This window comes from Arthrobacter horti, from assembly GCF_030731045.1.
GTDB classification, from domain to species: Bacteria; Actinomycetota; Actinomycetes; order Actinomycetales; family Micrococcaceae; genus Arthrobacter_E; species Arthrobacter_E nanjingensis.
The window spans coordinates 801,131-823,867 of record NZ_JAVALS010000001.1 but is presented as its reverse complement, the minus strand read 5'-3'; the positions used below and the strand labels follow the sequence as shown (position 1 = coordinate 823,867).

20 protein-coding genes are annotated in these 22,737 nt (G+C 69.2%); 11 read left to right on the top strand and 9 right to left on the bottom strand.

What is annotated here, in order from left to right; translation table 11 throughout:
- Window positions 1-22: 22 nt before the first annotated feature.
- Complete coding sequence (locus Q9R02_RS03675; RefSeq protein WP_305995271.1) at window positions 23-886, bottom strand: NTP transferase domain-containing protein; 864 nt, start codon at window positions 884-886, stop codon at window positions 23-25.
- On the bottom strand, window positions 883-2,151 hold the full coding sequence (locus Q9R02_RS03670) for a molybdopterin molybdotransferase MoeA (RefSeq protein WP_305995270.1): 1,269 nt from the start codon (window positions 2,149-2,151) through the stop codon (window positions 883-885). Before Q9R02_RS03670 ends, Q9R02_RS03675 begins: the two co-directional genes overlap by 4 nt.
- 37 nt (window positions 2,152-2,188) lie before the next feature.
- On the opposite strand from Q9R02_RS03670, the gene fdhD reads away from it, so the two are divergent.
- The gene (gene fdhD / locus Q9R02_RS03665) at window positions 2,189-3,070 is read left to right on the top strand and encodes a formate dehydrogenase accessory sulfurtransferase FdhD (protein WP_305995269.1); all 882 of its coding nucleotides are present in this window, start codon (window positions 2,189-2,191) and stop codon (window positions 3,068-3,070) included.
- A gap of 68 nt (window positions 3,071-3,138) precedes the next feature.
- Here fdhD and Q9R02_RS03660 read toward each other — a convergent pair whose 3' ends face one another.
- On the bottom strand, window positions 3,139-4,548 hold the full coding sequence (locus tag Q9R02_RS03660) for an APC family permease (protein WP_305995268.1): 1,410 nt from the start codon (window positions 4,546-4,548) through the stop codon (window positions 3,139-3,141).
- Between the two features lie 234 nt (window positions 4,549-4,782).
- Here Q9R02_RS03660 and Q9R02_RS03655 point away from each other — a divergent pair, with 234 nt between their 5' ends.
- Entirely contained in the window at window positions 4,783-5,868 is a 1,086-nt protein-coding gene (locus tag Q9R02_RS03655; protein WP_305995267.1) for an amidohydrolase family protein, read from the top strand.
- 76 nt (window positions 5,869-5,944) lie between these two features.
- On the opposite strand, the gene Q9R02_RS03650 is transcribed toward Q9R02_RS03655, so the two are convergent.
- The 5 genes from Q9R02_RS03650 to Q9R02_RS03630 form a co-directional block, all read right to left on the bottom strand.
- Entirely contained in the window at window positions 5,945-7,234 is a 1,290-nt protein-coding gene (locus Q9R02_RS03650) for an MFS transporter (protein WP_305995266.1), read from the bottom strand.
- Window positions 7,235-8,428 carry an amidohydrolase family protein gene (locus Q9R02_RS03645; protein WP_305995265.1) on the bottom strand — a complete coding sequence of 398 codons (1,194 nt, stop codon included), beginning with the start codon at window positions 8,426-8,428 and terminating at the stop codon, window positions 7,235-7,237. It abuts the gene before it with no gap.
- 40 nt (window positions 8,429-8,468) lie between these two features.
- The gene (locus Q9R02_RS03640; protein WP_305995264.1) at window positions 8,469-9,176 is read right to left on the bottom strand and encodes a FadR/GntR family transcriptional regulator; all 708 of its coding nucleotides are present in this window, start codon (window positions 9,174-9,176) and stop codon (window positions 8,469-8,471) included.
- 29 nt (window positions 9,177-9,205) lie between these two features.
- Window positions 9,206-10,648, bottom strand: a complete 1,443-nt coding sequence (locus Q9R02_RS03635) for an amino acid permease (protein WP_305995263.1) — start codon at window positions 10,646-10,648, stop codon at window positions 9,206-9,208.
- A gap of 105 nt (window positions 10,649-10,753) precedes the next feature.
- On the bottom strand, window positions 10,754-11,737 hold the full coding sequence (locus Q9R02_RS03630) for a GlxA family transcriptional regulator (protein WP_305995262.1): 984 nt from the start codon (window positions 11,735-11,737) through the stop codon (window positions 10,754-10,756).
- A 123-nt stretch (window positions 11,738-11,860) separates the two neighbouring features.
- Here Q9R02_RS03630 and Q9R02_RS03625 point away from each other — a divergent pair, with 123 nt between their 5' ends.
- On the top strand, window positions 11,861-12,454 hold the full coding sequence (locus Q9R02_RS03625; protein ID WP_305995261.1) for a cysteine hydrolase family protein: 594 nt from the start codon (window positions 11,861-11,863) through the stop codon (window positions 12,452-12,454).
- Window positions 12,455-12,607: 153 nt separating this feature from the next.
- A complete protein-coding gene (locus Q9R02_RS03620) occupies window positions 12,608-13,258 on the top strand; it encodes a GntR family transcriptional regulator (RefSeq protein WP_305995260.1) in 651 nt (216 codons plus the stop codon).
- A gap of 98 nt (window positions 13,259-13,356) precedes the next feature.
- On the opposite strand, the gene Q9R02_RS03615 is transcribed toward Q9R02_RS03620, so the two are convergent.
- Window positions 13,357-14,826: a chlorohydrolase family protein gene (locus Q9R02_RS03615; protein ID WP_305995259.1), complete on the bottom strand. Its 1,470-nt coding sequence runs from the start codon at window positions 14,824-14,826 to the stop codon at window positions 13,357-13,359.
- A 168-nt stretch (window positions 14,827-14,994) separates the two neighbouring features.
- Between Q9R02_RS03615 and Q9R02_RS03610 the strand changes: the two genes are divergently transcribed.
- The 7 genes from Q9R02_RS03610 to gcvH all read left to right on the top strand — a co-directional run bounded on the left by Q9R02_RS03610 (window position 14,995) and on the right by gcvH (window position 22,694).
- Window positions 14,995-15,996, top strand: coding sequence for an ABC transporter permease (locus tag Q9R02_RS03610; protein WP_305995258.1), 1,002 nt, complete (start codon window positions 14,995-14,997; stop codon window positions 15,994-15,996).
- Window positions 15,997-16,016: 20 nt separating this feature from the next.
- Entirely contained in the window at window positions 16,017-17,735 is a 1,719-nt protein-coding gene (locus Q9R02_RS03605; protein WP_305995257.1) for an ABC transporter substrate-binding protein, read from the top strand.
- Window positions 17,736-17,737: 2 nt separating this feature from the next.
- Window positions 17,738-18,739 carry an ABC transporter permease gene (locus tag Q9R02_RS03600; protein WP_305995256.1) on the top strand — a complete coding sequence of 334 codons (1,002 nt, stop codon included), beginning with the start codon at window positions 17,738-17,740 and terminating at the stop codon, window positions 18,737-18,739.
- Entirely contained in the window at window positions 18,739-19,776 is a 1,038-nt protein-coding gene (locus tag Q9R02_RS03595; RefSeq protein WP_305995255.1) for an ABC transporter ATP-binding protein, read from the top strand. Before Q9R02_RS03600 ends, Q9R02_RS03595 begins: the two co-directional genes overlap by 1 nt.
- Window positions 19,769-20,779 (top strand): ABC transporter ATP-binding protein, encoded by a 1,011-nt coding sequence (locus Q9R02_RS03590; RefSeq protein WP_305995254.1) that lies wholly within the window; start codon window positions 19,769-19,771, stop codon window positions 20,777-20,779. Before Q9R02_RS03595 ends, Q9R02_RS03590 begins: the two co-directional genes overlap by 8 nt.
- A 46-nt stretch (window positions 20,780-20,825) precedes the next feature.
- Entirely contained in the window at window positions 20,826-22,052 is a 1,227-nt protein-coding gene (locus tag Q9R02_RS03585; protein ID WP_305995253.1) for an amidohydrolase family protein, read from the top strand.
- Window positions 22,053-22,307: 255 nt separating this feature from the next.
- Window positions 22,308-22,694, top strand: a complete 387-nt coding sequence (gene gcvH, locus Q9R02_RS03580; protein WP_305995252.1) for a glycine cleavage system protein GcvH — start codon at window positions 22,308-22,310, stop codon at window positions 22,692-22,694.
- Window positions 22,695-22,737 lie beyond the last annotated feature (43 nt).

Here is a 22,737-nt window from a genome sequence, read left to right as displayed (position 1 = left end):
CACCCCCCCCTGGGGGGGACGCTCAGCCCTGGTGCCGGGCGATCAGCTCCCGCACCGTGGAGGCCACGGCTTCGGGCTCGGCGCCGCCGGCCACGGCGAGCCCCACCAGGTAGGTGGTGAGCGGCCCGGCCGGCCGGGTCACGCCGTGCGCCGCGTCCCGGGTCAGGTCCAGGAGAAGGCCCGTGGGGACGTCCGTCCCTTCCAGCCCGAGCGCCTGGGAGAGCTCGGCGACCCAGTCGTCGAGTCCTGCGGGGGTGTCCGTCATGGTGTTTCCTTTCTCAGATGCCGCTCCGGCCTCCCGGAGGGCCGCGCGGTGCTGTTCCACGGCCGGCCACGTGTCCAGATCCAGTGTCAGCCCATCCGGGTCGTCCACGAAAGACGTCCGGAGCCCGGCCGTGATCTGACGGAGCGCGGCACCGTCCGTCCGGGGGAGTGCCCGGACGGCGCTGAGCAGCGGACCCAGCCGGTACCGGGCGGCGAGCCATTGTGGCCGGCCGTCATGGTCCAGCGGGACGAGTGCGTCCGCATCGGCGGGCATCGGCACGCCGGCGAGCCAGGCCACCAGTTCCCGCGGCCTGGCGAGGTCGCATGCCAGAACCCAGGTCTCGGCGTCGTCGTCCAGCGCGTCGTCCTCCACCGGCACGACGGCGCCGAGCGCCGCGGCGAGAGCGGCCACCGGGCCGCCGTACTCCGGGTCCTCGCGGACCAGGAGCGCGCCGGTGCGGGCAAGCCAGGCAGGCCCGGCCACGATGAGGGGAGAGCACTCCGGCACGGCGTCCAGCACACGCTCGGCGAGCGTCCGGCCGCCGAGGTCCACGGCGGCCTTGTCGGTGCCGCCCAGGCGTGAGCCGCGGCCGCCCGCGAGGACGATGGCGGCCCGCGTCATCGGAGCGCTCCTCCGCCGAGCGGGAGCACCGTCACCGCGTCGCCGCCGTGCACCTCCTCGACGCCGGCCGGCACGACGATCAAGGCGTCCGTGCCTGCCAGAGTGGGTGTGCCCGGAGCGGACGCCGCGTGCCGGGGGACGGGATGCGCGGTGTCCCCGTCCAGGACCGCAGGAAGAACCTGCACGCGGTGCCGGGGGCTGTGCCAGGCGCTTCCCGCCACAGCCGTGCGGTGGGGCCGGCGGGCCTGAGGGCTCCCGGCCAGCGCGCGGAGCGCCGGGCGGACGAACAGTTCGAAGGAGACCGCCGCGGCCACCGGGTTGCCGGGCAGGCAGAACGCCAGGGTGCCGTCGTCCAGCGGGCCGAAGCCCTGAGGCTTGCCCGGCCGCACGGCCACCGCGTCGAAACGGACGCCGCCCATGCCGTTCAGCACGGCCTTGACCACGTCGAAGGAGCCGACACTGGCACCGCCGGAGAGGATCACGGCGTCGGCCTCGATGGACTCGAGGGTCCGGCGCAGGGCCGCCTCGTCGTCGGGCACGATGGCGGCGAACACGACGTCGGCACCGGCCTCGCGGACGGCCGCCGCCAGGTGGACGGAATTGGACTCGGGGATCTGACCGCGGAGCGGCTCGGCGTCCGGGGACACCAATTCCGAGCCGGTCGAGATCACGGCCACGCGCGGCCGGGGGTGCACGGCGATGTGGGCATGGCCCGCGGACGCGATGGCGGACAGGTGCCAGGGCCCCAGGAGGGTCCCGGCCGTCACGGCGACGCTGTCCACCGCGGCGTCCTCGCCTGCACGGCGGATGTGCGCCCCGGGGCGCGGCTGCCGCTGCACCGTCACGTGCGACGGCGGCGTCGAGGACACGGCGGTGCCCTCCTCCGTCTCCTCCAGAGGGACGACGGCGTCCGCGTCGGCGGGAACCGGGGCCCCGGTCATGATGCGGGCCGCTTCGCCCGGCCCGAGCGCCGGCTCATCGGATGAGCCGGCGGGAAGGTCTGCGACGACGCGCAGGCGGGCTCCGTCCACGGCATCGGCGCGCCGGACCGCGTAGCCGTCCATGGCGGAGTTGTCGAAGAGGGGGAGCGCCCAGCGGCGCCGCACGTCCTCCGCGAGGACCAGGCCGAAGGCGTCGTGCAGGGGGATCCTCACGGCGGGCAGCGGGGCCGCGGCGCCGAGGATCCTCTCCTGGTGGTCTTCCACGGAGATCATCCCGTGTGTCCGGGACGAGGGCACGGCCGAGGGGGCCGGGGAGCGAGACATGCGAACATGTCTACCACACGGCGTGTAGCCTGGTTGCGTGGGCCAGATCACGCGACGCCGTCCTGTCATGAAGCTCGTCCTCGGCGAGGGCGCGGTGAGGAAGACCGACACGCTCGCCGTGGAGGAACCGTTGGAGATCCGGGTGGCGTCCAGCCCCCTGGCCGTCACCATGCGAACCCCGGGCCATGACCGCGAGCTGGCCGCGGGGTTCCTCGTCTCGGAGGGGATCATCGCCCGCGGTGAGGACATCCGCACCGCCATCCACTGCGGCGGTCCCGGGACCGGCGGCACGGAGAACACCTTCAACATCATGGACGTGGCCCTCGCCCCCCATGTGCCACCGCCCGCACCCGAGGCCGCGCGCAACTTCTACACCACCAGCTCCTGCGGGCTGTGCGGCAAGGCGAGCATCGAGGCGGTGCACACGGTGAGCCGCCACGAGGTGGCCACGGACCCCGTGACGGTCGACGCCGGCCTGCTCACCACCTTCCCCGACCGCCTGCGGGAGCGGCAGGCCGCGTTCGAGAAGTCCGGCGGCCTGCACGCCGCGGCGCTCTTCGACGCCGCCAGCGGAGAACTGCTCGTGGTCCGCGAGGACGTCGGCCGGCACAATGCCGTGGACAAGGTGGTGGGCTGGGCGACGCTCAACCACCGCCTGCCGCTGCGGGGCACGGTGCTGCAGGTGTCCGGCCGGGCCAGTTTCGAATTGGTCCAGAAGGCCGTCATGGCCGGAATCCCGGTCCTGGCCGCCGTTTCGGCGCCGTCCTCCCTGGCAGTGGAACTGGCCGAGTCCACTGGGCTGACCCTGGTGGGCTTCCTCCGTGGACGGTCCATGAACGTGTACGCGGCGTCCCACCGGATCCTCTCCGGGGACGTGCAGGGGCTCCAGGCCGCCCCGGAGGAAGCGCCGGTCGCCTAGGGCGAGCGTGCCCCCAGACGCCTCTGCCGCCGTCGTTCCTCCCCGGGACGACGGCGGCAGCGTTCGGCTCAGACGCCTGCGGTGACCCGGGCGCCCTCCTCCTGGGACTCCGCCTCCCGGGGCTCGGACTCGTCGAAGTCGAGGGCCATGCCGCCGGCCTTCCGACGACGGACCAGGAAGACGATGACACCCACCAGCAGCCAGCTGCCGCCCAAGGCGTAGGTGAACCACGCGAGGGAGGTCCACAGCCAGGCGATGAACGCGAAGCCGATGAGGGGCAGCACCAGGTGGCGCAGCACGCCGAGCAGGCCACGGCGCCGGTCGTCGAAGAACAGGACCTTGATGGTGGCCAGGTTGACCATGGCGAATGCGATGAGGGCTCCGAAGTTGATCATGTAGACGGCCTGGTCCAGCGTGATGAACAGGGCCACCAGGGAGACCACGGAGACCACCAGCGCGGCGATCCACGGCGTGCGGAAACGCGGGTGCAGGCGGGAGAACGCGGCCGGGAGGATGCCGTCACGGCCCATGGCGAAGATGACGCGGCTGACGCTCATCTGGGCTGCGGTGCCGCAGAGCACCAGGCCGGTCAGGTTGACCAGGACGAAGACGACCATGAGGACGTCGCCGCCGGCCTTCTGCATCAGCTCGGTGCCGGCGGCGTCGAGGTTCTGCAGGTCCTTCCAATCGGGCACCAGCAGGCTGCCGGCCACGGAGAACAGGGTGTAGCCGAGGCCGGCGATGAGGGTGGAGAGGACGATGCCGCGGGGCACGTCACGCTGCGGGTTCTTGGACTCCTCGGAGAGGGTGGAGACCCCGTCGAAGCCGAGGAAGGCGAACGCCACGATGGCCGCGGCGGCCATGATGGGGGCGATGCCGCCGCTGCCGTAGCTGAGCGGACGGACGAATGCGTCGAGGTTCGGGCTCGGGGCGTGCATCACGGCCAGGACCAGGAATGCCGCGATGACCAGCACCGAGGCGATGACCACCACCACGTTCATGCGCTTGACCCAGCCGACGCCCACCACGCTGAACAGGCCCACCACCAGCAGACAGGCCAGCACCGCGAGCTGCGGCGGGACCACCGGGAAGAGGCTGTTGAAGTAGAGGCCGAAGATCAGGAAGTTGACCATCGGCAGGAAGAGATAGTCCAGCAGCATGGCCCAGCCGACCAGGAAGCCGGTGGGCGTGCCGAAGGCGCGGGAGGTATAGGCGTAGGCGCCGCCGGTCACGGGGACGAAGCGGGCCATGCGGCCGTAGCTGTGGGCGGTGAAGAGCATGGCGACGACGGCGGTCAGGTAGGCGGCCGGGAGGTGGCCGTCGCTGAGCTGGGTGCCGGAGCCGTAGACGGACACGACGGACAGGATGCCCATGGAGGTCAGACCGAATGCGATGAGGGACGGCAGTCCCAGGACACGCTTGAGCGTGGTGGGGGACTGGGCTCCGGGGGCCGGGGTCTGGCTGGGGGAGAGGGGCACGGGGGACTCCTGCAATGCTGGTGTGAGAACTGGCTCACAAAATGAATGCCGTTCATAAGAGTAAGTCAGATCACATGAGCTGTCCACATTTGGTATGCCATAGGAGCGTCGGGAGCCTTGTCAGAAAGCCTCTGAACGCCACTCTTCCCTGGTGGCCGGACATTGGGATACCGTCATGGGTGGCGGTGGAGCCCTGGCGATGGAGCCGGCGCCGCCCACAGGAAAGGACCTGCGATGAGTGACGCTGTGAACAGGCCGGTGGCCTTCCGCCGGGAGGACGGGACGCTGGTGACCCCGGGATTCGTCAACGGCCATGTGCACCCGGACAAGACCACCTGGGGCGGCCCTTGGCTGTCCCGCAAGGCGGCGCCGCAGCTGAAGGACTTCATCGCCAACGACCTCGAGCTCCAGCTGGGCTTCACCGAGCAGAGCGTGGAGGAGCGGTCGTACGACCTCATGCGTCACGCCGTGGAGAACGGCGCCATGGCGCTGCGGGCCCATGTGGACGTGGGAACGCAGATCGGGCTCAAGAACGTCCACGGTGTCCGGGCCGCCGCCGAGCGCCTGGCGCCCTACCTGAAGGTCCAGATCGTGGCCTTTCCGCAGTTCGGCCTGCTGACCAACCCCGGCACCCTGGACCTCATGGAGGCGTCCCTGGGCGAAGGCGCCGATCTGGTGGGCGGCATCGACCCCCAGTCCTTGGACGGCGATCTCCATGGCCATCTGGACGCGGTCTTCGGCGTGGCCGGCAAGCATGACCGTGACCTGGACATCCACCTCCACGACATGGGTTCCGAGGCCCTCGGACAGCTGCGCGAGATCGCCCGCCGCACTGTGGCCGAAGGCCTGCAGGGCCGCGTGACCGTGGGGCACGCCTTCGCGCTGTGCGACACGGAGGAGCCGGATCTGGGCCGCACCCTGGATGCCCTGGCGGATGCCGGCATCTGGATGGCCACCTGTGCCCTGGGCGCGGACCCCGTTCCGGTCCTGGACCTCCTGGAGGCCCACGGTGTGCGCGTCGCGCTCGGCTCCGACGGCGTCCGCGACTCGTGGTCGCCGTACGGCAACGGCAGCATGGTGGACCGGACGCATCTGCTCGGCTACCGCACCGGCGCGATGACCGACGCCGAGCTGGAGCGATGCCTGCGCATCGCCACCCTGGACGGAGCGGAGCTTCTCGGGGTGCAGGAGATCCTGGACTTCTCCGGCCCGGACGCGGCCCACCGCGTCGAGTTCCAGGCGGAGTCCGCGGCGCAGCTCGTGGTCGACCGCCCGGCGCCCCTGCGCGTCGTGCGCAACGGGGCCGCGATCGCCCTCTGAACCGGGCCGCCCACGGCGGGAACGACGGCGCCCTCCGCGCTCGGTGCGGAGGGCGCCGTCGTCGGGCGTCGGAAGCTCAGTCCGGGGTCCCCTGGACGCCTCGGAAGGTCCGCAGGCCGGGGAAGCGCAGCACCACCCCGCCCAGCGTGAGCAGCATGAGCACGCCGGCGACCGCGGACATGGCCGCCACCCCGGTGAGCTCGGCGATCGCGCCGAGCGCCAGCGTGGACAGCGGCATCACCCCGATGGCCAGTTCCAGCAGGCCCATGGCCCGGCCGTGGACCGCAGGGGGCGTCGCCAGCAGCACCAGGGTGCTCTGCAGGACGCCGAAGGCGGCGCTCGCCACGCCGGCGAGGACCAGCAGCCCGTAGGAGAGCCACACCGTCCCGGAGAGTGAGAACACGGTCCACAGGGCCGCCCACACGGCCGTCCCGTAGACGAAGAGGGCGCCCTTGAAACGGAAGTCGCCCAGCCCGGCGATGAGCAGTGAGCCCACCAGCCCGCCGGTGCCCGCGCAGCTCAGGAGCACGCCGAGCCCTGCCGCGTCCAGGTGGAGCATTCGGTCCGCGAACACCGGCATGAACGACTGGTAGACGGGCCAGATCAGCACATTCGCACCCACCGTCACCAGCAGCGCGGCGACGGCCACGGGGCTGGCCCCGATCACCCGGAAGCCGCTCGCGGCCATGGCGAACGGGGAACCGTGGTGGCCTGAGGCGGGCTTGCCGCGGCCCCGCAGGGGAAGCATCAGCAGCAGGGACAGGACGTACCAGGAAACCGAGATCCACAGGGCCGTCGGTGCGCCGAGCGTGGCGATCAGCGCCCCGCCCATCGCGGGGCCGATCACCTGGGTCATGTTCAGTGCCAGGGCGTTGAGGGCGTTGGCATTGCTGACGTGGGACGGCCCCACCAGCTCCATCGCCAGGGCCCCACGGGCCGGCTGGGACGGAGACTGCGCCAGGCCGATCACCAGGCCGCCGATCACCAGTGCGGGGTAGGAGAGCGCGCCGGCGGAGGCCAATGCGGCCACCACGGCGATGCCCAGCGTGGACCACCCGCAGGCCACGATCAGCAGGCGGACCTTGTTGAAGCGGTCGGCCAGGGCCCCGGAGAGCGGTCCCACCAGCATGGGCGCCAGGCGCACCGCCGTGTACACGCCCACCAGGAACTCCGAGTGCGTCATCTCATAGGCGAGCCAGCCCAGGACCAGGGTCTGCATCCAGACCCCGCCGAAGAAGAAGAGATTGGAGAACCACAGGCACTGGAAGGCCCGATTGCCCCGCAGTGCGCTCACAGCGGCGCCGAGGCCCGGCCTGAGCCGTTCATCCTCCGCGCCGCCGTGAGCGTGTTCGGTGGTTTCAACCATTCAGAGCCGGACCTCGCCGTGCCGGGTGGTCACGCGGCCGCCGGCGAGCACCAGCTCGCGGCGGGGGACGCGGGTCAGGGCGTCCTGGACGTTCTCGGCGTCCAGGAGTACGACGTCGGCGCGCGCCCCGGGGAGCAGGTCGTGCAGGCCGCGGCCCACGAAGGACGCGGCGCGCTTGGTGGCCAGCTCGACGACGTCGTGCATCTCCTCATCGGTGCGCACGCCGTGCTGCTTGGCGAAGTCCAGGGCGATGCGGAGGATGTCGCCGTCGCCGTACGGGTTCCAGAGATCCCGGATGCCGTCCGTGCCGAAACCGATGCCGATCCCGCGCCGCAGCATGTCCTCCCATGGCAGCGGGCTCGGGCGCGGGGTCACGGTGGTCCAGGAGATCCCGGCCTCCTGCAGCCCGTCCAGGAGGTCCCGCTGGCGGGTGCCCTGGGTGTCGCCGAGTGCGAAGCCGTGGGAGATGTTGACTCTGCCCTGAAGGCCGGCCTCGATGGTGCGGGCGATGATCAGGTCATACTGGAAGGCGCCCAGGTTCTGGCCGTCGTGCAGGTGGATGTCGATGCCCACGCCGCGGTCCACGGCGATGCGGAACAGGCCGTCCAGCTGGGCGACGGGGTCCATGTCGATGCCCGCCGGATCGAGGCCGCCGATGTAGTCCGCGCCCTCCGCCGCGGCGCGGTCCAGAAGCTCCAGCACGCCGGGCCGGCGGATCACGCCGTCCTGGGGGAAGGCCACGAGGGTGAGCTCGACCGCGTCGTCCAGTTCGGCGGACGCCTCACGGACCATGCGGATGCCCTCGAGGCCCACCCCCAGATCCACGTCCACGTGACTGCGCGCGGCCGTGGTGCCGTGCCGGAGGAACTCCTGCAGCACGGTCCGGGCGCCCAGGACGCTTGGGATACCGTGCTGATCGCGTTCCAGACGCTCGTGGGCGATGCGGCCCTGGGTGGTGCGTTCGCCGCCGTAGGAAACCCAGGGGCGGTGCCACCAGCTCTTGTCGACGTGGGCGTGGGTATTGATGAAGCCGGGGAGCGCCAGAAGGCCGCCGCCGTCGATCACCTCCTGCCCGGAGGCCGGCGAGACCGGACCCTCGTGGGGGCGCAGGGCCGTCAGAAGGGCACCGTCGATCTCGAGGTCCACCGCGGGGCCGCCCCAGGGGCGGACATTGGAGAGAATCATGGAAGGCATGGGCAAATGGTATGCCAAAGAAAGCCTGGCGGGCCAGTGATCAGGCGGGAGGCTCAGAAGGGTCCGTGGGGTGACTGCGCGCCAGGCGCGAACGATGGTCGTCCAGCACACGCCGGGCCGCCGTGCCGGCCTGCTCGGGGTCCCCGGCCACGATGGCGTCGAAGAGCCGCCGGTGCACTCCGGAGTGGTCGTCCTCCAGGATTCCGTGGGCGTTGGAGCGGGCCACGGAATCCGTTAGGGACCCTTCGAAGCTCAGATACATGGCCAGGAGCAGCTGATTGTGCGCTGCCCGCGCCACGCCCAGGTGGAAGCCGACGTCGGCCCGCACGAAGTCGTCCAGCCGGTGGGCGTCGACGGCGGCGGTGCGGCGATTCAGGCTCTGGCGCAGCAGTTCCAGATCCTCCGCCGTCCGGCGTGTGGCCGCCTCCCGGGCGGCGAGGATGTCCAGGGCCCGACGGACGGCCAGGACCTCGCCCTCCTCGGCGGCTTCGACGCTGCGCTGCAGCGTCACGGTCATCTCGTCCTCGGCGATCACGAATGTGCCGTTGCCCTGCCGGGTCTCCAGGAGGCCGAGCTGCACCAGGGACCGTACGGCCTCCCGCACGGAGGAGCGGCTGACCCCGAGCAGTTCCACCAGGTGCTGCTCGGTGGGGATCCGGGTGCCCACCGGCCAGTCACCGCTGGTGATGGAGTGCTTGAGCTGTTCGACGGCGGCGTCCACCAGGGAGACGCGCTGGACCGGCTTCATGTCATGTACCTCGTGTCCGTCTCTGCGGTTCAGGCGTCTTCGGCCACGGGCAGTTCGATCCGCCCGGCATGCCGGGGACGGATGGCCAGGACGTAGACGATCGTCAGGAACGCCGTCAGGCCGAGCCCCACCGCCACTGCCACGCGGCCCTCCTCGGAGACGAGCAGAATCACGAGGACGAACGCCATGAAGGCCAGGGCGATCCAGCTGAGCCCGGGCCATGCCGGCATGCGGTAGGCCGAGCTGCGCACGCCGTCCCGGCGGAGCTCACGCCGCATCCGGTAGTGGGACACGAGGATCATGACCCAGGTGAACACCGTGGCGAAGGAGGCGATCGACGCCACGAGCAGGAACAGGGTGTCGGGGATCAGCAGGAAGGCGAACAGTCCCAGGACCAGACCGCCGAGGACCACGGCCACGGGGACGAGCGGGACGCCGGAGCGGGTCAGGCGCAGGAAGGATCTGGGGGCCTGGCCCTGCTGGGCGAGACCGAAGAGGGTGCGCACCAGGGTGTAGGAGATCGCGTTCATGGCGGACAGGGCCGCTGTCAGGACCACACCGTTGATGATGTGCTCGGCGGCGGGGATGTGCAGGCCGGTGAAGACCTGGACGAAGGGGCTGCCCTGGGAGCCGATCTTGTTCCAGGGGAACAGGCAGAACATGACGCCCAGGGACAGGATGTAGAAGATCAGGATCCGGAAGGGCACCGAGTTGACGGCCTTGGGGATGGCCGTGCCGGGGTCGCCGGTCTCGCCGGCGGTCATACCGAGGGTCTCCACACCACCGAAGCTGAAGACCACGATCCCCAGGCTCATGACGATGCCCCAGACTCCGAACGGAGCGAAGCCGTCATAGTCCACCAGGTTGTTCACGCCGGGCCGCACACCGCCCGTGGACACGCCGAACACGATCAGCCCGAGGCCGCCCACGATCATGGCGATGATGGTGGCCACTTTGATGAGCGAGAACCAGAACTCGAGTTCGCCGAAGACACTCACCTTCATGAGGTTCAGTGCACAGATGATGAGCAGTGCGGAGAGCATCCACACCCAGCCGGGGGTGCTGGGGAACCAGAGCCCCATGTACTTCCCGGCCGCGGTCATGTCCGCGATGGCCACCATGAGCATCTCGAACGCGAACACCCAGCCCGTGAGGAAGCCGGCCCAGGGGGAGATGTAACGGTCCGCGTACTGGGCGAAGGAGCCGGCCACCGGGTGACGGACGGCCATCTCACCGAGGGCGCGCATGACGATGAAGACCATGATCCCGGCCACGATGTAGGCAAGAAGCACCGCCGGGCCGGCCGCTTGGATCGTGGCGGAAGAGCCGTAGAAGAGGCCGGTGCCGATCGCGGAGCCGAGGGCGATGAAGCGGATGTGCCGGGTGGACAGGCGGCGCTGCAGCCCGGCGTCGGCACCGGGCGTCTCCAGCAGGGTGGCACCGCGCCGTGTCTGGGGGGAGGACTGGTTCATGGCTCACGTTCCGCTTCAGGGTGGGGGGATGGGCCGGGTCCGAAGCGCAGGCCCTTGTCCATTGCCCAAAAATCATACTCACGGAAGTGGCCCGGGGCGTGGGATTCAGCCCCGCTGAGCTGCGAAGTCCTCCCGGTACCGGCTCGGGGTGGTTCCCACGGCCCGGGTGAAGTGCTCACGGAGCCGTGCCGCCGTGCCGAAGCCGCTGCGGCGTGCCACCGCTTCGATGTCCAGGTCTCCGGTCTCCAGGAGCTGCCGCGCGGCGGCGAGCCGCCGGGCCACCAGCCAATGGTGCAGGCTCGTCCCGGTCCGGGCCCGGAAGGCCCGGGTGAAGCTGCTGCGGCTCAAATGGGCCCGCGCCGCCAGCACGTCGATGCTCAGCGGCTCGTCCAGGTGGCCGCTCGCCCAGGACAGGGCGGTTCCCAGCGGGTCAGGCCCGGGCTCGGGCAGCGGGACCTCGATGAACTGCGCCTGGCCGCCCGCGCGATGCGGGGCCGCCACGATGCGCCGGGCCACCCGGTTCGCCGCCTGCTGCCCTTGATGCCGGGCCAGCAGGTGGAGGCAGGTGTCGATGCCCGCGGTGGCCCCGGCACCCGTCACGAGCCGTCCCTCGTCCACGTAGAGCTCTTCCGGCCGGAGCCGGACCTCGGGGAACCGCCGGCGGAACGTCTCAGCCCACTTCCAGTGGGTCGTCGCCGTGAAGCCGTCCAGCAGCCCGCTGTCGGCGAGGACGAACGACCCGAGGCACAGCCCCACCACCGTCGCCCCGTTCGCATGCGCCCCGCGGAGCGCCTGCAGCACCGGTTCCGGGGCCGCCGTCGTCGGATCCGACCACCAGGGCACCACCACCAGATCCGCCGTGGTCAGCTCTCCGAGGCCGTGCTCCACGACGATCGAGTACCCGGCGGCCGTTCGCAGCGGCCCGGGCCGCTCGGCCACCACCGTGATGTCCCACGGGCTCAGATCGCCGGCCGGCGATTCCGCTCCCCACACGAGGGACGGCACCGAGAGGTGGAACGGATTGATGCCGTCGAAGGCCAGCACGGCCACGCGCGGCACCGCCGCCTCCCGGGTATCTCCTGCCGCCATGCCGCGTCCCCTTCCGTCCGGATCCGTGCTTCCCTGACCCGATCCACGCTGTTCACGGTGGATCGGCTCAGGAATCATGGTAGGCGCAGCGGTTCACCGCACCATCGACAAGGAGTGAAGACCATGACCAGTGCCACCTTGCGCGAACTCGGAGGCGACACCACCCGGCCGGCGTCCCTCGCGGACGCGAGCCTCATTCTGGTGGATTACCAGAACACCTACACCCGGGGTCCCATGGAACTCCACGGGTGGGAGCCCGCGCTCGAGGAGGCGCGCAGGCTGCTGGATGCCGCGCGTGCGGCCGGCGCCCCGGTCTTCCATGTGGTGCACGACGGCGGGGCCGGGAGTCTGTACGACCTGGACGGTGAGAGCGGGGCGATCCACCCGCGGCTGGCGCCCGCGGACGGCGAAGAGGTGGTCGTCAAGACCGTCCCCAACGCCTTCGTCGGCACCCGCCTCGCGGAACTGCTCGACGCCGCGGGGCGGAAGGACGTCGTGATCGCCGGTTTCATGACGCACATGTGTGTCACATTCACGGCGGAAGGGGCGATGCTGCACGGCAGCCGGCCGACCGTCGTCGCCCGGGCCTGCGCCACGCGTCCGCTGCCCTCGGTCGTGGGGGACGTCTCGGCGGAGGAGCTGCACCGGTCGGCCCTGGCCACCATCGCTGACGTCTACGGTGTGGTGGTGCCCTCGGCGGGGGAGCTTTCCGCCTGAGCGCCCGAACAGCGTTCGGCGAGGACCGTTCTCCGGTGGCCGGGGGAGTGGGATCTTCGGCCGGGAGGGGTCTTCGTAGCTCCGCGTCCGGGCGGCCCGACATACTTCGTTTGGTATTCCAAATCGGGACTTCGCTGATGTGATAATAGGAAAATGTCCACCTCGGAGATTTTCGAACCGGAGTCATTCCGCGTCACACGCCAGATACGCGACGAGATCCTTGACGGGGTCCGCCTACCGGGCAGCAAGCTCGTGGAGCGTGACCTCGCCAATGAACTCGGCGTCAGCCGGCTCCCGGTCCGTGAAGCCCTCAGGACCCTCGTCGCGGAGGGCCTGGTGACCCCTCGCCCCCGCACCTGGGCAGTGGTCCGCGAGTTCACGGCATCCGATGTGGTGGACCTGAACGAGGTCCAGGCGTCCTTCGAGCACCTGACCTTCACCCTGGCTGCCCAGCGGCACAACAGGGAAGGACTGAAGCGTCTCAAGGACGCCCTCGACGGCGAGTTCCTGGCGGCCGAGGCGGGCGATGCCGTGCAGGCGCGGCGCTCCGGCGCAGACTTCCACGAGTTGGTGACCTCCATGGCCGGCAACGAGCTCCTCAATGAGCTGCAGGGCATTTTGAGCAGCCGGATCCGGTGGCTCATGGGCCAGCACGACGATCTGGTCCGTGTCGCCGAGGAGCACGCCGCACTCTACGAGGCGATTGCGGACCGCGACGTCGACCGGGTGGATGTGCTCATCCGCCAGCACATGGTCACCAGCCGTACCCAGGCCATCGCCAAACAGACCCACGTGGACATCTGAGTCCCGGATGCACCGAGGCCCCGGTCGCCGCTTGAGCGGCGACCGGGGCCTTTCGCCTCCTGGACCGGAGGCGCCGTGCCCCAGTGCGAGGGGAAGCCTCAGTGCACGGGGAAGACCGGCGGGAACAGTTCGTCCACGGACCCTGCCAGGTGGTCCCGCTCCGTGTAGGCGCCGCGGAGCTTGTCGAAGACCGCCTGGCCGTCCCGGCGGAGCTGTTCCAGGTCGACGCCCGGGATCAGTCCGTCCTGTGTGACGATTCTGCCGTCAACCATGCTGAACCGGCAGTCGCGCCCGGTCCCGGAGAGCAAAAGGCTGCGGATCGGATCCTCCACGGGGCCGGCTCTGAAGTCGTCCAGGGCGAACGCCACGAGGTCCGCGGTGGCCCCGGACTCCAGGCGCCCCAGATCGGGCCGGTGCAGTGCGCGTGCGCCGCCCAGGGTGGCCGCGTTGATGTAGTCGGCGGTGAAGTGGTTCGCCGGCTCGCCGTACTGCTCCTGCGCCACGTGGATCCCGGCATCGATACCGCGGATGAGGTCCGGCGGGAAGGAGTCGGTGCCCAGGCAGATCTGTACCCCGGCATCGAGATAGCGGCCCAGCCTGACCAGGTGATCCGCGTACCGTGTGTTGGTCAGGGGGCAGTGGATGATGGAGGCCCCCGCTTCCGCGAGCGTCGCCAGATCGCCGCGGTCTTCGCCGTGCACCGCGTCATGGATGTCCAGGTAGACGCCGTGTGCGATGAGGAGACGGTCGTTGAGCAGACCCGTGCGTTCCAGCAGCTCCAGGGGAGTGGTGCCGTGTTCGCGCAGGACCTCGGACCGTTCGCTCAGGCCTTGAAGAGCGTGGACGCGGACCAGGACGCCACGCTCTGCGGCGATGCGTGCGGTCTCCGCCAGGAGCTCCTCGCGGACCGTCTCGATCCGGCAGGGCATCAGAACGCCGGTCAGGAGCGGATCGGCCAGTTCCTCCACGGTGTCCAGAAAGCGCACGGCCTCCTCGAAACCACGGCGGCCCTCCTCGTCGTCGAACGCGATCACGTGCCCGCCGTCCGCGGTGGTCGCGTGCACCCCCGAGCGGTAGGAGGGGCCCACGAAGCCGCGCAGTCCCAGCTTGGACGCGGTCCGGGCCAGGTCCAGGAGATCGTCGTGGGTCTCGGCCCAGGCGGTGTTGACCTCGGCGGCGATCGGCATGAAGCTCGTGATGCCGTGCAGGGCCAGCTGGGCCAGGGCATAGCGCCGCATCGTGCTGCGCTCCTCGGCCGTGAGAACGTCGTGACGCGCGGAGCGCAGGTACTCCTCGGACCAGCGCAGCCGGGCCGAGTGTTCGTCATCGCACCAGGAGTCGAGGATGAGGTGGTCGATGTCGGCCAGGGCGTCGAGGTCGATCAGGCCGGGCATGAGGAGCGACTGTCCCAGCCCGAGGATGCGGTGGGCTTCCGCCACGGGGGCCTCTTCTCGAGGGCCCACCCATGCCACCCGCCGGTCCTCCACCAGGACCGCTCCGTCGCGGAGTAACCCGTGTCCGGAGGGCCCATGGGCCAGAACGAATGCCGAGGTCAAGAGGGTCTTCATGCCACCACTCTAGGGCTTTGGTATCCAAAAGATCTCACGGTACTCCTGAAGCTGGGCATGATGCGAGCTGGACCCTTGAATTGAGAACCGGATCTCATCTGACTGTTGCATGGGTCACAGCAATTTTGGTATACAGTACTGGAACGCTTCGCCGCTGAGAAGGAAATCATGAGTACTGCCGCAACGGCTACCGCGCCCCCGGAGGGCGCCCCGAAACTTGTCACAGGGCGCTCCCTGCTCGGTACCGCGTGGATGCGCATTCGCCGGAGCAAGATCGCCATGGTGAGCCTGGCCATCGTCATTCTGATGGTCCTGTTCGCCCTGCTGGCCCCGGTCCTGACCGCCATTGAAGGCCAGAATCCGGACGCCACCAACACCGGCCCGGATGTACTGGACGCCTTTGAGAATCCCGGCCTCCCGTTGCCGGGCTACATGTTCCCCTCGGCCGAACACTGGCTCGGCGTGGAGCCCGGCCTCGGCCGCGACCTCTTCGCCCGTCTGGCCTACGGCGCTCAGGTCTCTCTGATCATCGCCCTGCTGTCCACCATCGTCTCCGTGATCCTCGGAACCGTCCTGGGTGCCGCGGCCGGCTATTTCGGTGGAAAGATCGATTCAGTCATCAGTCGTCTGATCGATTTGTTTCTCGCCTTCCCGCATCTGCTGCTGGTGCTGTCCATCGCCCCGATCCTTCAGTCGAGGCTGAAGGACTCGCCCCTGGCGCAAGGCAGCTTCGTGCCGATCACCTCTCTGGTGGTGGTCCTGGGCTTCTTCGGATGGGCCTACCTCGCCCGCATCGTCCGCGGCCAGGTGCTCAGCATCCGTGAGCAGGAGTACATCGAAGCGGCGCGGTCCTTCGGCACCAGCCACCTGTCCATGATCCTCAAGCAGATCATCCCGAACGTGGCCGGCGTCGTCCTGGTGTACGCCACCATGATGATCCCCACCAACATCACGGCCGAGGCCGCGCTGTCCTTCCTCGGCGTCGGCGTCAAGGACCCCACGCCGTCGTGGGGTCAGATGCTCAACGCCGCCCAGCAAGGCAATTGGTACCTGAATGACCCGTGGTTCCTCGCCGTGCCCAGCATCGCGCTGATCATCACCGTGCTGGCGTTCAACCTCCTCGGCGACGCGGTCCGCGACGCCCTGGATCCCAAGTCCTCTCGCAATTGACAATCACCCTTAGGAGAGAAATGAAGATGCGTGCTTCGGCCACCATCGGATCGATCGCGATCCTGGCCCTCGCGCTGGCCGGCTGCTCCGGCGGATCCACCGCGAACGGTGGCTCCTCCACGAGCAAGGCGGATCCCTACGCGCCACTGATCGTGAAGGACGGCTTCAAGGACAAGGGGGGCAACGTCAACGTGCTGATGTCCGCCGACTTCGCCACCCTGGACCCGGGCAACAGCAACTACGTGCAGACGGCCAACGTCGGTCAGCTGTACTACCGCACGTTGACCATGGCCAAGGAGACCGCCGGTCAGCCGCCCAAGATCGTCCCCGATCTGGCCACGGACACCGGAAAGGCGTCCGCCGACGGCATGAGCTGGACCTACACCCTGAAGAAGGGTGTCAAGTTCGAGGACGGCAGCCCCATCACGTCCAAGGACATCAAGTACGGCATCGAGCGCACCTACGCCCGCGATGTCTACACCCAGGCCCCTCAGGAACTCGACTCGGCACTGGCCGATGACGGCTACAAGGGCCCGTACCAGGGCGGCGATCTGAAGTCGGTGGAGACCCCTGACGACTCCACGATCGTCTTCCACCTCAAGCAGCCGAACCCGGACTTCCCGGCTCTCGCCTCCCGGTCGAACTCCGCCCCGGTGCCGCAGGCCAAGGACACCAAGCTGGACTACACCAACCACCCGGTGTCCTCCGGCCCGTACAAGGTCAAGAGCTACGAGCGCGGCCGCCAGCTGGTCCTGGAGCGCAACCCCAACTGGGACGCCTCCACCGACCCCAACCGCAGCGCCCTGCCGGACTCCTTCACCTTCTCGCTGTCCACGTCCCAGTCCACCATCAGCCAGCAGCTGATCTCCAACTCGGACCCGACCGCGATCACGCTGGACTCCAACGGCGCCTTGCAGGCCTCGGACACCGCGAAGCTGAATGACGCCGACGTGAAGTCCCGTCTGGCCGGCGGCTTCCTCGGCTGCATCGACATCATCGCCTTCAACACCCAGAGCGTCAAGGACCCCGATGTCCGCAAGGCCCTGTCCCTGGCGATGGACCGCAACGCCATGCAGGTCCAGTACGGTGGCCAGCGCTTCGGCCAGATCGCCCAGTCCCAGCTGACGGACAAGATGGCCGGCTACCAGGCTCCCGTCACCGACCTCGACCCCAGCGGCAAGCCCAAGCTGGATGAGGCCAAGAAGCTGCTCCAGGGCAAGACGGTCCCGAAGACCCTGAGCTACGGCTACGCCAACTCGGCTCCGCGGTACAAGAACATCGGCACGGTGCTGCAGCAGAACTTCAAGGAGCTCGGCATCGACCTCCAGCTCCAGCCGATCCCGGCCGCGAACTACTACACCACCCTGGCCGGCGACAACATGCCGGACATCGCCCGCTCCGGCTGGTGCGGTGGTGCGGACAGCTCCTCCGCCCGTTTCACCGTGGACCCGGGCGTCGGCCCGTCCATCGACGGAAAGACCTGGGGATTCTCCAACATCCCGCGTTTCTACGACACCACCCTCTCCAAGGAGATGTTCGACCTCCGCAGCCAGAACGGCAGCAAGGACGAACTCGGCAAGAAGTGGTTCGACGTCTACAACAAGGCCATGGAGCAGACCCCGCTGGTTCCGTTCGTGCACAGCTACACCCTGAGCGTGGTCGGATCCAAGATCCACAACGCCCAGGTCGGATACTTCTTCGGTTCCATCGACCTCAGTGAAGTGGGCGTGGAGAAGTAATCATGATCGCCTTCCTCTTGCGCAGGCTCGGCGCGATGCTGCTGCTGCTGATCGTGGTCAGCTTCATCACCTTCAGCCTGTTCCACTTCGGCCCTGCCGATCCGGCCTCCGCCGCATGCGGCCAGGAGTGCACCCCGGACCGCGTGGAACAGGCCAGGATCGCCCTCGGCCTCGACAAGCCCTTCTTCGTGCAGTACCTGACGTACATGTCCGGCTTCATCATGCCCCGGATGATCGGCGCCCCCGGCGCCGAATCCGCCTGCGCGTGGCCGTGCCTCGGAAAGTCCTTCCAGACCAATGAGAACGTCACGGACATGATCGCCAACGCGCTGCCGTTCACGCTGTCCATCGCCATCGGTGCGGTGGTCCTGTGGACCATCGCAGGCGTCGGACTGGGCCTGCTGGCGGCCATGCGCAAGGGGAAGGCGGCTGACCGCATCATCGTGGGCGGCGCCTCCGTGGGCGTCTCCCTTCCCATCCCGGTCACCGGCCTGGTGCTCCTCCTGGTTTTCGTGGGCATCCTCCACGTCCTGCCCTTCACGAGCAACAGCATCAACAGCCCCTTCGGGGCGGCCGGTCCCTGGGCCTGGGTCCTCAACTACCTGCTGCCGTGGCTGGCCATCGCCATCCTGTTCAGCGCCCAGTACATCCGCGTGACCCGCAGCAATATGATCGAGACCTTCAACGAGGACTTCATGCGCACCGCCCGGGCCAAAGGCCTGGCGCGCCGCTCGATCGTGTTCAAGCACGGCGTCCGCGCCGGTATCACCCCCGTGGTCACCATGCTCGGCATGGACATCGGCGGCCTCCTCGGCGGCGCCGTGCTGACCGAGCAGATCTTCTCGGTGCCGGGACTCGGCTTCACTGCGGTGCACGCCGCCACCTCGGGTGACCTTCCCGTCACCATGGCCATCACCATGCTCGCGGCGTTCTTCATCATCGTCGCCAGCGTCGTCGTCGACCTGGTCTACGCGGCCATCGACCCCCGAGTGAGGATCAACTAGTGACAAGCTTCCTCAGCGTCAAGGACCTCCACGTCGAGTTCCCCACGGATGACGGGCTCGTCTCCGCCGTCAACGGCATGGACCTCTCCCTCGAGCGCGGCGAGACCGTCGGGCTCGTGGGGGAGTCCGGCTCCGGCAAGTCGGTGACCACCCAGGCCATCATGGGTCTCTTCAAGGACAGCAAGGCCCGGGTCAGCGGCACCATCGACTTCGAAGGCACCGATCTCATCTCCCTGAGCGAGAATCGCATGCGCGAGTACCGCGGCAAGAAGATCGGCATGATCTTCCAGGACCCGCTGTCCGCGATGCACCCCTTCTACACGGTCGGGGAGCAGATCGCGGAGGCGTACCGGGTGCACAACCAGGTGAGCAAGAAGGCTGCCAAGGAGGTTGCCGTGGACATGCTGGGCCGCGTCGGCATCCCCGCCGCCCGCAGCCGCGCAGACTCCTACCCCCATGAGTTCTCCGGCGGCATGCGCCAGCGCGCCATGATCGCCATGGCACTGGTCTGCGAGCCCGAACTCCTCATCGCCGACGAGCCCACCACGGCCCTGGACGTGACCGTCCAGGCTCAGATCCTCGATCTCATCTCCGGCCTTCAGCAGGAGACCAACTCCGCGGTCATCTTCGTCACCCACGACCTGGGTGTCGTGGCCGAGCTCTGCCAGCGCGTCGTCGTCATGTACGGCGGCCAGTGCGTGGAGCAGGCCCCGGTGCGGACGATCTTCCGTGAACCGGGCCACCCGTACACCCGAGGTCTCATGGCGTCCATGCCGGCTCTGAGTGACGAGACCGGCCGTCTGAAGCCGATCCCGGGCTCCCCGCCGGCCCTCCTGGATCTGCCCAAGGGCTGCCTCTTCGCGGAACGCTGCGAAGTCGCCAAGCTGCTGCCTGAGGGCCTCTGCCGCGAGGAACGTCCGCTCCTGCGGATCCACGGCGACCACGAGGTGCGCTGCCACGCCCACGAACGCGGCCTGCTGGCCGTCGGCGGCCCGAGCGCCGCCGGGAACATGAAGGGGGAGAGCGCCGATGTCTGAGCCGCTCCTGAAGGTCACCGGTCTGCGGAAGCACTTCACCGTGCGCAAGGGCCTCGCCCGGCAGGCCTCCGTGGTCAAGGCCGTGGACGGCCTGGACTTCACGCTGGAGCGGGGCAAGACCCTCGGCCTGGTGGGGGAATCCGGCTGCGGCAAGTCCACCACCGGCAAGCTCCTCATGCGCCTGCTGGAGCCCACCGCCGGCTCCATCGCGCTGGACGGGCGGGACGTCGCGAGCCTCCGCAAGGATGAGCTGCAGTCCTTCCGCCGCCGCGTCCAGATGGTCTTCCAGAACCCGGCGTCCTCGCTGAACCCCCGCATGACGGTCGGTTCGGCGATCGCGGCGCCGCTGGCCGCCCAGAAGATCACCCCGCCGGAGGGCGTGAAGAAACGCGTTCAGTCCCTCATGGACCGCGTGGGCCTGCGCCCTGAGCACGCCAACCGCTTCCCGCACGAGTTCTCCGGCGGTCAGCGCCAGCGCATCGGCATCGCCCGCGCCCTGGCGCTCGAGCCCGACGTCGTCATCTGCGATGAGCCGGTGTCCGCGCTGGACGTCTCCGTCCAGGCGCAGGTGGTCAACCTCCTCAAGGACATCCAGGACGAGCTGGGGATCTCCTACATCTTCATCGCCCACGACCTCGCGGTGGTCCGCCACATGGCGGATGATGTCGCCGTGATGTACCTGGGCAAGATCATGGAGCATGGGAGCCGGGACCAGATCTTCGGCGATCCCCAGCACCCGTACACCCGCTCGCTCCTGTCCGCGGTGCCCAGCGTCGAACTGGGCGCCGGGAGCAAGGACCGGATCCGTCTCCAGGGCGATCTGCCGTCCCCGGCCAACCCGCCGAGCGGCTGCGTGTTCCGCACGCGCTGCCCCGCGTATGCACTGCTCCCGGAGGAGAAACGACTCCTCTGCCGGGACGAGATCCCCACGGGTTCCGTGGCCTGCCACCACCCCGACGCCCCGCTGCTGGAGATCCCGGCAGCGGCCACCACCCTCGTCTGAGGCCCTTCGCGGCCCGTGATCACCTTCGAAGAATGAAAGGCACTCCATGCTGATCCGCAATGTCCGGCCCTGGGGCGGAGCCCCCTCCGACGTGCTCGTGGACGGCGAAGTCATCGCCGAGATCCGCCCCCATGTCCCGGGAGAGGCCCCCACCGACGGGCAGGAGGTGGTGGACGGCCGCGGACGGCTGCTGCTGCCCTCCTTCAGCGACGTCCACGTCCACCTCGACTCCACGCGCATCGGCCTGCCGTTCCGTGAGCACACCGGCCGTCCGGGCGTGTGGGGCATGATGAGCAACGACCGGGAGAACTGGCGCACGGCCGAGATCCCCCTGAACGAGCGCGTCGCGGGCACTTTGGAGCGCATGATCGGCCGAGGCACCACCCGCGTCCGCTCCTTCGCCCAGGTGGACGTGGATACGGGACTCGCCAAGTACGACGCCGTCGTGGCGGCGAAGGAGAAGTTCAAGGACCAGGCGGAGGTCCAGGTCATGGTCTTCCCGCAGGCGGGCATCCTCCTGGAGGACGGCACCCCGGAACTGCTCGAGGAGGCGCTCAAGCAGGGCGCCGATGTGATGGGCGGCATCGACCCGTGCCAGCTGGACCGTGACCCGGCCCGGCACCTGGACATCGTGTTCGGGCTGGCCGAGAAGTACCAGGTGGAGGTGGATGTCCACCTCCACGAGCCCACGGACCTCGCCATTTTCAGCACCGAGCTCATCATGGAGCGCACCAAGGCCCTCGGCATGCAGGGCAAGGTCAACCTGTCCCACGCCTACACCCTGGGCGGCTCGTCCGAGACCGTGACCCGTTCGATCATCGAGCGGATGGCGGCGCTGGACATCTCCCTGACCAGCGTGGCGCCTTCCGCGGCGGGTCAATTGCCGCTGCAGGACCTGGTGGCGGCCGGCGTCCGCGTCGGCCTCGGCCAGGACGGCCAGCGCGACTACTGGAGCCCGTACGGCAACTGCGACATGCTGGACCGCACCTGGCAGCTCGCATTCACGCGCGGCTTCCGGGCGGACAAGCTGGTGGAGCACGCCGCGGCGGTCGCCACCGTCGGCGGCGCGAGCATCATGGACCACTCCATCGCGCGTCTGAGCGGCGTGAACGACCGTCCCGGCCTGGCCGTGGGCGACCGTGCCGATCTGCTCCTGGTGGACGGCGACACCGTCACCAGCGCGGTCATGGACCGTGGCCGGGACCGCACGGTCCTGCACCGCGGCCGTGTGGTCGCCGAGCAGTACCGCGTCGAGGGCGGCAGCGGCTACTAAGCCGCTGCATACGACGACGGCGCCTCCCGCCGCAGCAGGCGGGCGGCGCCGTCGTCGTGTCCGGCCGGCCCGGCGGCCGCCTCAGGCGGGCTGCCTGCCCGCTCTGACGTGGGCGGAAGCGCTCTGGAGCTCTTCCACTCCCCACGAGCACCAACATGGCTGATTCCGGCCCGTGACGGGCCGGGATGTGCCTATACTTTCAGCGATGGTTGCCAAGGACCGGCAGCCTTCCAAGACCAGATGAAAGGCCACGCGATGAGCAACATCCCCGCAGAGCTGTCCTACACCGCCGAACACGAATGGGTTGCGAGCACGGAGCAGGACGGTGTGGTGCGCGTCGGCATCACCGATTTCGCACAGGATGCCCTCGGTGATGTCGTGTATGCGCAGGTCCCCGAGCTCGGCTCCTCCATCACCGCCAACGACGTGGTCGGCGAGGTGGAGTCCACCAAGAGCGTCAGCGACATCTACGCTCCGGTCTCCGGCGAGATCGTGGCCCGGAACGAGGGCCTGGACGGGGATCCCGCACTCATCAACTCCGATCCTTACGGTGAGGGCTGGCTCTTCGAGATCCGCCTGAGCGATGCCGGCCAGCTGTCCGGCCTGCTCAACGCGGAAGCCTACGGCCAGCAGGTAGGCTAGAAAACCACAGGTCCGTGCTGCCCGGGACGTCCTGTCCCGGGCA

Coding starts and splice junctions, on each gene's coding strand:
- Q9R02_RS03625 (WP_305995261.1), top strand. CDS start 11,861: ATGACCAGTGCCACCTTGCGCGAACTCGGAGGCGACACCACCCGGCCG.
- Q9R02_RS03615 (WP_305995259.1), bottom strand. CDS start 14,826: ATGAAGACCCTCTTGACCTCGGCATTCGTTCTGGCCCATGGGCCCTCC.
- Q9R02_RS03650 (WP_305995266.1), bottom strand. CDS start 7,234: ATGGTTGAAACCACCGAACACGCTCACGGCGGCGCGGAGGATGAACGG.
- Q9R02_RS03675 (WP_305995271.1), bottom strand. CDS start 886: ATGACGCGGGCCGCCATCGTCCTCGCGGGCGGCCGCGGCTCACGCCTG.
- Q9R02_RS03605 (WP_305995257.1), top strand. CDS start 16,017: ATGAAGATGCGTGCTTCGGCCACCATCGGATCGATCGCGATCCTGGCC.
- Q9R02_RS03600 (WP_305995256.1), top strand. CDS start 17,738: ATGATCGCCTTCCTCTTGCGCAGGCTCGGCGCGATGCTGCTGCTGCTG.
- Q9R02_RS03670 (WP_305995270.1), bottom strand. CDS start 2,151: ATGTCTCGCTCCCCGGCCCCCTCGGCCGTGCCCTCGTCCCGGACACAC.
- Q9R02_RS03590 (WP_305995254.1), top strand. CDS start 19,769: ATGTCTGAGCCGCTCCTGAAGGTCACCGGTCTGCGGAAGCACTTCACC.
- Q9R02_RS03610 (WP_305995258.1), top strand. CDS start 14,995: ATGAGTACTGCCGCAACGGCTACCGCGCCCCCGGAGGGCGCCCCGAAA.
- Q9R02_RS03655 (WP_305995267.1), top strand. CDS start 4,783: ATGAGTGACGCTGTGAACAGGCCGGTGGCCTTCCGCCGGGAGGACGGG.
- Q9R02_RS03635 (WP_305995263.1), bottom strand. CDS start 10,648: ATGAACCAGTCCTCCCCCCAGACACGGCGCGGTGCCACCCTGCTGGAG.
- Q9R02_RS03645 (WP_305995265.1), bottom strand. CDS start 8,428: ATGCCTTCCATGATTCTCTCCAATGTCCGCCCCTGGGGCGGCCCCGCG.
- Q9R02_RS03585 (WP_305995253.1), top strand. CDS start 20,826: ATGCTGATCCGCAATGTCCGGCCCTGGGGCGGAGCCCCCTCCGACGTG.
- gcvH (WP_305995252.1), top strand. CDS start 22,308: ATGAGCAACATCCCCGCAGAGCTGTCCTACACCGCCGAACACGAATGG.
- Q9R02_RS03640 (WP_305995264.1), bottom strand. CDS start 9,176: ATGAAGCCGGTCCAGCGCGTCTCCCTGGTGGACGCCGCCGTCGAACAG.
- Q9R02_RS03620 (WP_305995260.1), top strand. CDS start 12,608: ATGTCCACCTCGGAGATTTTCGAACCGGAGTCATTCCGCGTCACACGC.
- Q9R02_RS03630 (WP_305995262.1), bottom strand. CDS start 11,737: ATGGCGGCAGGAGATACCCGGGAGGCGGCGGTGCCGCGCGTGGCCGTG.